The sequence below is a fragment of the Clostridium frigidicarnis genome (assembly GCF_900111985.1).
Classification (GTDB): domain Bacteria; phylum Bacillota; class Clostridia; order Clostridiales; family Clostridiaceae; genus Clostridium_Z; species Clostridium_Z frigidicarnis.
Genome location: NZ_FOKI01000034.1, coordinates 26,077 through 33,565, shown reverse-complemented (window position 1 = coordinate 33,565; position 7,489 = coordinate 26,077). Strand labels below are relative to the sequence as shown.

6 protein-coding genes are annotated in these 7,489 nt (G+C 27.1%); 1 reads left to right on the top strand and 5 read right to left on the bottom strand.

Annotated features, from left to right (window positions below; translation table 11 throughout):
• A partial coding sequence (locus BM119_RS15625) for an integrase core domain-containing protein (protein WP_143087340.1) occupies positions 1 to 287 on the top strand: 287 nt, incomplete at its 5' end.
• 178 nt (positions 288 to 465) lie between these two features.
• Here BM119_RS15625 and BM119_RS15620 read toward each other — a convergent pair.
• The 5 genes from BM119_RS15620 to queG form a co-directional block, all read right to left on the bottom strand.
• On the bottom strand, positions 466 to 1,368 hold the full coding sequence (locus BM119_RS15620; protein WP_090042666.1) for a D-alanine--D-alanine ligase: 903 nt from the start codon (positions 1,366 to 1,368) through the stop codon (positions 466 to 468).
• 299 nt (positions 1,369 to 1,667) lie between these two features.
• Complete coding sequence (locus tag BM119_RS15615; protein WP_090042665.1) at positions 1,668 to 4,439, bottom strand: sensor histidine kinase; 2,772 nt, start codon at positions 4,437 to 4,439, stop codon at positions 1,668 to 1,670.
• Between the two features lie 179 nt (positions 4,440 to 4,618).
• Entirely contained in the window at positions 4,619 to 5,248 is a 630-nt protein-coding gene (gene nth, locus BM119_RS15610; RefSeq protein WP_090042664.1) for an endonuclease III, read from the bottom strand.
• Positions 5,249 to 5,354: 106 nt separating this feature from the next.
• Positions 5,355 to 6,062, bottom strand: a complete 708-nt coding sequence (locus tag BM119_RS15605; RefSeq protein ID WP_090042663.1) for a lysophospholipid acyltransferase family protein — start codon at positions 6,060 to 6,062, stop codon at positions 5,355 to 5,357.
• Positions 6,063 to 6,170: 108 nt separating this feature from the next.
• Positions 6,171 to 7,166 (bottom strand): tRNA epoxyqueuosine(34) reductase QueG, encoded by a 996-nt coding sequence (gene queG, locus BM119_RS15600; protein ID WP_090042662.1) that lies wholly within the window; start codon positions 7,164 to 7,166, stop codon positions 6,171 to 6,173.
• Positions 7,167 to 7,489: the final 323 nt, after the last annotated feature.

The following is a 7,489-nucleotide window of genomic DNA, read 5'->3' as shown; positions in this document are numbered from 1 at the left end:
CCGATAACGGTAGTCAGTTTATTAGTGGTGTATTTGAAAAGGGATGTATGGATGAAAAAGTAGTTCATGAAAGGATTCCAGTAAGGAGTCCTAATTACAATGCTTTTATTGAGTCATATCACAGATATCTTCAAGAAGAGTGCCTTAATAATGAGATGTATTGGAGCTTAAAAGAGTTAGAAATTGATTTAAATGATTATGTTTATAGATATAACCATGAAAGGATACATTCCTCTATAGGATATGTATCCCCACATGAATATTATAAAAATAAAATTTCAGCTTAGCTTGAAATTTTGAGAAAACTTTAGAATGAGTAACTTTAGTCCAGATAGCGGGGAGCAATCCGCAACTTAAGGTTGAAAACCACAGGTTTTCTTTAAGAATTCTTTATTTTATAAATCTTCTTAGAAGATTTTATCCTTAACCTTTTACTTGTAACTTGTCACTAATTAACTCTATGTTTTATGATCTTTCCTTTAAAGAATATTGAATTATTAAATCTAATAGCTCTGAAAAGCTTATATTAACACCTTTTGCACTTTTAGGAAATAAGCTATTCTTAGTCATACCAGGTAATGTGTTTAATTCTAGTACATATGGTACTCCTTCTCTTACTATCATATCTACCCTTGAATATACACTACACTTAGTCTCTCTATAACATTTTAGTGCCATTTCTTCAACTTCTTTATGAAGATTTTCTTCTAGCTCTATTATAAATTCATCTGCACCTCCATCTTCATACTTAGACGTAAAATCAAAAAACTCTGATTTAGGTTTTATAGCTAAAACAGGAAGCATTTTACCATTTAGTACTGGACATGTTATTTCATCTCCCTTTATATACTCCTCAATCATTACTTCCTTATCATATTTTAAAGCCTCTATAACAGCACTTTCTATATCTTCTTTTCTATCCACCCTTGTTGTTGCTACTGATGAACCACCACTATTGGGTTTAACAAATACGGGATATCCAAACCCCTCTATCTTCTTGTAATCTATTTCTTCTAAACATCTAACATTTAACCACTTTGCAGTTCTAATATCACAAGCTTTTAATACTTTTTTTGTCATATCCTTATCCATGCAAACTGCACTACTTAAAGAGTTACATCCAGAATAAGGTATATTAAAAGTTTCAAGCACAGCCTGAACTGTTCCATCCTCTCCAAATTGTCCATGTAATGCAAGTAATGCAAAATCTAAATCTCTTACCTTATCAACAAGTTCTTCCTTACTATTTAAAACTACTTCAACTACTTCATATTTGTTCTTATCTAAATTTCCTACTATTTCTTGTCCACTTTTTAGTGATATATCTCTTTCTGAAGAAATTCCACCCATTAAAACTCCAACTCTCATTATATATATAACCTCCATAATTAAATGATTCTTAGCCATGGTAACCATGGTTAACTATCTTTCTTACATAATATTATAATATTTTCTCTATGTGAAGTACCACTACTTGCAAAAATACTTAAATTAGTGGTCAATATATCTCTATAGTATATAATATTGCTTAATAATAAAATAAAGACTTGTGCAATCACAAGTCCTCATTTAATTTATTCTCTTTTGCAATCATATGACTAAAGTATAGTTTCATATATATTATATCACCTTAATATAATTTTTAGAAGTAATTTATTAAAATTTATTTAATTTATATCATATATATCTGAAAATTCAATACTTATTTTTTGAACATATGAATTAACTTCCTTTGAAACTATCTTTTTTTCCTCTTCTACCATATTTATTGGTAATCTTACTAAAAATTCGCTTCCTTTATCTAATTCACTTTTAACCTCTATTGATCCCTTATGCATATCAATAAGTAGTTTTACTAAATACAGCCCAATACCACTTCCCTCATGATCTCTTGTAAGTGATTTATCCACCTGAGTAAATCTATCAAATATAGTATCTAGCTTATCTTGTGGTATCCCTCTCCCCGTATCTCTTACAGAAATAACAACCTCATTATCATTAGTTCTTATATATACATAAATAAATCCTCCACTTGGAGTGAATTTTATTGAATTAGATAATAAATTCATTATTATTCTTTCAATTTTATCCAAATCTATGCTGATGAATAATTCCTCTAATTCCGTATCAAAAACCACTGTTATATTTTTATTTCTTGCATACTCAACTACAGACATAGTTATATCCTCGATAACCCTTATTATATCTGCCATGGCAAAATGTACTGGTAAATAACCAGCTTCTATTTTTGTAACATCAATTAAATTGTTTATAAGTCTTAAAAGCCTATATGAATTTTGCTTCATAAGCTTTATATATTTGTAATCTTCCTTACTATTTTCTCTTCTTTTTTCTTCCATTTGAATAGCTGCAAAAATAACATTTATAGGTGTTCTAAGTTCATGAGATATATTTGCTAAAAACTCTGTTTTTAGTCTATCACATTCTAATGCATAATCTAATTTCCTCTTATCTTCTACGTGTCTCTCCTCAAGTTTTAACATCTTTTTTCTATGACTTATATCTTTCGCTGAACATATTATTTGAACAACTTTATTATCTTCATATAATGGACTTAATGATACCTCTAAATCTGCTTCTTCTCCTATGAGTTTTGAGGTAGTGCACTCAAATTCAAGTACACATTTTTCTTGGCAAATCTTTTCAAAACATTTAGTATGAAGATTTAATGGTCCTTCTTCAAATATTTCTTGTAATGTAATTTGTTTATTTAAATTAAATTCATTTTTCATACAATCATTTATATCAATTATTTTTAGTGTTTTTAAATCAACTACATATATATATATATTAACCATATTGAAAAAATCTTTATATTTTCTTTCACTTTTAATAAGCTCATTTTCAAAATATTTTCTTTCATTTATATCTCTAGATGTAATTACAATTCCATGAGCCTTTCCATATTCATCTCTTACTGAATTCATCATAGATTCCACCCAAATATATCTATTTTCATCAACTTTTAGCCTGTACTCTATTTTACTTTCATTATTATCATCATGTAATTTTCTATTTATGAAACCCTTTACCTTCCCTAGTTCATCTTCATATATATAATCATATATTTTTGTGCCTCTAAGTTTCTTATATGTCATCCCAAATCTTTCACAAAACGAAGTACTTATATACCTTATATTCCCTTCATTATCTATATTTATAATAAAATCTGACATGCTATCTGTTATACATCTTAACTTTTTCTCGCTCTTTGATATTTTGTCTGCTTTCTTTTTAGTATATGTTATATCATCTATTATACTTACTATAGCCTTGCTTCCATTAAATTCTATTAATTTTATTACTTCACATTTTATTATTTTTTCGTTAGTTTTTTTATAAATTGATATCTCTCCCTCCCAAAGGGATGTGGTCTCTAATTTTTTTATTATATTATCTATTTTCATTGCATCATCTGTTTTTTCTTTCAAAATGTCGAATAAATTTTTATTTAATAGATTATTTTTTCTACATTGTAATATTTCTAATGCAACATCATTAAAATACAATACTTCCCCACATATATTACTTATTACAATACCCCTTGGAACTAGATCCACTATACTTTTGTATAATTTAAATACCTGGAGATCTTTTATAGACTTACTAACAAAATCATACAGATTACTTTTTATAGCTTCTAAATTTATTAGACAACCTATGAAATATAAAGTATAACAAAACAACCCACATAATAAACATATGCCTGTTATAACAGTTACATTTCCTTTAAAAATAAAATAACTTAATAAGCTTAAAGCTATAATAACTCCCCCATATTCATTTATACAATTAAACGAATCGTCACTTTCTCTATACTTAAGCTTATATATATATATATATCCTATAAAATACATTAAAGTTAAAAAAATTAAAATTTGCATGTGTATACGGTTTAATCTATAAACTAAAATTTCTGCTATAAATGTACCTAATAGTGCTTGTCCTACAAAATGCAAAATTAATATAGTTGCCTTTTGTCTAACAGAATATTTATAATTAAATTTTTTAAAAATGTACACACTAAATAAATATCCAAAAATAATTAATCTTGTTAATAAGTACACTTTATTATAAATTTTAATTCCTTGAAAACTACTAAATAGTTTTTCTGCTACAATAATTTCTACACACTCTTGAGTTAATAAAACAACACCATTCACCCCGAAAAACAAAAAACTTTTCAAATTATTATATTTTATTAAATATATATATATACTTAATACATTTATAAGAATCCCTATATTAGCCGCTTTAATCCAAAAAAAGTTTCTTTTAATTATTAATGATTCTTTTAATAAAGCTATTGATACTATACAAGATAAAATCAATAATATAAATACTATTCTTGAACATTTTTTGATCTTTTTATCAAAGTTTATGTTTGAAACCATACTTGAATTAATTTCTTTTTGCACTTTCCTTCCCCCTTCTTACCCAAGTATTATATTTCTTCTTTTTTCCTATTTTCCCTCCTGAAAAATTTCCCCTTTATTTTGCATAAAAATCAAAAACTCGAAGCGATCTACTAGATTCACTTCGAGTTTCTACAAAATATTATTTAATAATACACAATAACTACACGTTTAGTCATTATTTAATTGTTATCTTTAAAAAAATTACAATAGGATGCAATTTTACAACTTTCACATTGAGGTTTTCTTGCACTACAACATCTTCTTCCATGAAAAATCAAAAGATGATGAGCATGAGACCATTGACTTTTAGGTATATTTTTTTGTAGTTGCTTTTCTGTCTCGTTAACATCCTTAGCATGAGCTAACCCTATTCTATTTGATACTCTAAAAACATGTGTATCTACAGCGATGGCTGGTACATTAAAAGCATTTGAAAGAACAACGTTGGCTGTTTTTCTACCTGCTCCTGGAAGCGATGTTATACCATCCATTGTACTTGGTACATTACCATTGAATTCTTCTTTTAATTTTTTACACATTGCCAAAATATTTTTAGATTTATTTCTGTATAATCCTATAGTCCTTATTCTAGATTCTAATTCATCTTGAGATAATGTTAGAAAGTCATCTACTGTAGGATACTCCTTAAATAACGTCTTAGTTACTTCATTAACTTTAACATCTGTAGTTTGTGCAGATAATATAGTTGCAACCAAAAGCTGAAATGCATCCTTATGTTCAAGTTCGCATTTTGCATCTGGATATTCTATCATAAGTAAATCTAATATCTTTTCCACATTGTGTTCCATATCATACTCCTTAAAATCATAATTATTTTATCCATACATATCACTCTCATAAAAGTATTCTTCCCCATTAACTTTCAACGCTCACAAACTCTAAACTACTTGCAACTTACTTGTATACTCCTCTGTAACTTTCTGGAATAAGCTCTGCCACATGCTTCATTAAATGTTTTAAACACCTTTCTTCATATTGATGTTTATCTTCATCCTTGTCCTTTTTAGGCATATTTTCTATAGGTTTTCCTATATTGATTTTAACTTCTGCCTCATGAAAAGTTTCTTTTCCCATATCTCCATCTTTATTTATAGGGAGAAGTTCTTCTGTTCCCCACATTCCTAACGGAATTATTTTAGCTTTGCTCATTCTAGCAATTAATAATATTCCCTTTTTTGCTTCTATCATACTTTTTGATCTACTACGAGTTCCCTCTGGAAATATCATTATATTATTTCCCGCTTTTAAGGTTTTTATAACTTTTGTAAGTGCCTCTTTATCAGCACTATTAGGTTTTATTGGGATAGTCCTCGTAACTCTTAATCCTAATTTTGTCACTGCTTCTCCACCTAATTTTATACCTGCTACAAATGTTGGATCAAATTGCTTTAATACTCTATTTAAAATAATTCCATCTGCATTACTTAAATGATTGCATACAAATATGCATGGACCTTCTAGTTCCTGTATATTTTCATATCCTTCAACGTGGATATGAGCAAATTTATCTATATATCCGTAAATTAATTTTTCAGTTAGATTGTCTCCCATTTTCTTTGGTAACATATCTATTAATCCTGCTACAAACTTAATTTTTCCCATAAAATATCTTCCTTCCTAAAACAAGTTATCAATGATTTTCAAACTATGTAATAACTATATTTCTTTACACTAATTTATAAGTTCACTAGAATAATCTGTTTAATTTTATTATAAATCTCCTTTGTTTAAAAGTCTATTATAATACTCTTTGACATATGGTGATAATATTTTTTTATCATCAATATAATAATTACCATTTAATGTTAAACAAGCTATCAATGCATTTCTTTGAAGTATAGACTTTCCTCTCCATCCACAAGATGTTTTTATATACTTTTCTTTAAAGGTCTTTTTATCCATGTAAATAATCTCTTCAATATTTATATTTTTCATAAAATCCATTGTCTTAAATTCATTAATTAATGATTTTTCTATGTATTTGTTATACGGACAAACTGTTTGACAGGTATCACACCCAAAAAGTCTTCCATTTAATTTATCCAACCATTTATCATCTATTTCTTTTTTTTGAGTAATATAAGATAAACATATATTACAGTTTTTATTATGTATATTTATAGACTTTGTGGGACACTTTTCATAACACCTATGGCATTCATTGCACTTTTTAAAACTTAATATTTCATCTAAATTAATATTATTTTCACATTGTATATTCAAAGACGTGATAATTTCTCCTAAAAAAACATATGAACCATATTTTTTTGTTATAACCATATTATTTTTACCTATAAACCCTACCCCACCAAGTGCGGCTATATGTCTTTCAGGTAAACTATTGCTATCTACTAAAGGTATAGCTTCCCCTCCAAGACTTTGAATAAATTTACAAATTTTATCTAAATATAGTCTAACTACTTTATGATAATCCATTACCTGTGTATATTTTGAAAAGTAAATTTCATCATTGAGATCAAAATTCTTCATATATGGAAAAGCTATTGATATTATTGTTTTACCGTTCTCCATATAGATAAATGGATTTATTCTCTTTTCTATATCTGTTTCTTCAAATTCATTTTCTAAGTTTTTGTTTTTTCTATAAGTATATAGTTCTATTAATTCTTTAAATTTCCTACATTTCACAAACCCTATTGTATCTAATCCTAAATCGTTGCAAAAACTTATAATTCTATTTTTCAACTTTCCCACCTCTTTATAAATCCTAAGGCATAAATAATATATTTGTCAATAAATCAAGTTCCAAATTTTTAAGTAACAAGTTGTGTTTGAAAATCTCAGATTTTCTTTAAAAATATCTTTTTATACTTTTCCATGCATTAAAAAGCCATGAAACTTAGGTTTATCTGATGACTAGCTTAATAACAGATAGTCACTCTAGATAAGTTCTTTTAAGATTCAGATGAAGAGAAGTATTTCCTCATAAGTAAACTCCATCTAAACCTAAAAATAACTCCATACCATTGCCTCATAGCTTTATCTTTTTAAAAACAAATTACATTTTT

Coding starts and splice junctions, on each gene's coding strand:
- BM119_RS15620 (WP_090042666.1), bottom strand. CDS start 1,368: ATGAGAGTTGGAGTTTTAATGGGTGGAATTTCTTCAGAAAGAGATATA.
- nth (WP_090042664.1), bottom strand. CDS start 5,248: ATGGAACACAATGTGGAAAAGATATTAGATTTACTTATGATAGAATAT.
- BM119_RS15605 (WP_090042663.1), bottom strand. CDS start 6,062: ATGGGAAAAATTAAGTTTGTAGCAGGATTAATAGATATGTTACCAAAG.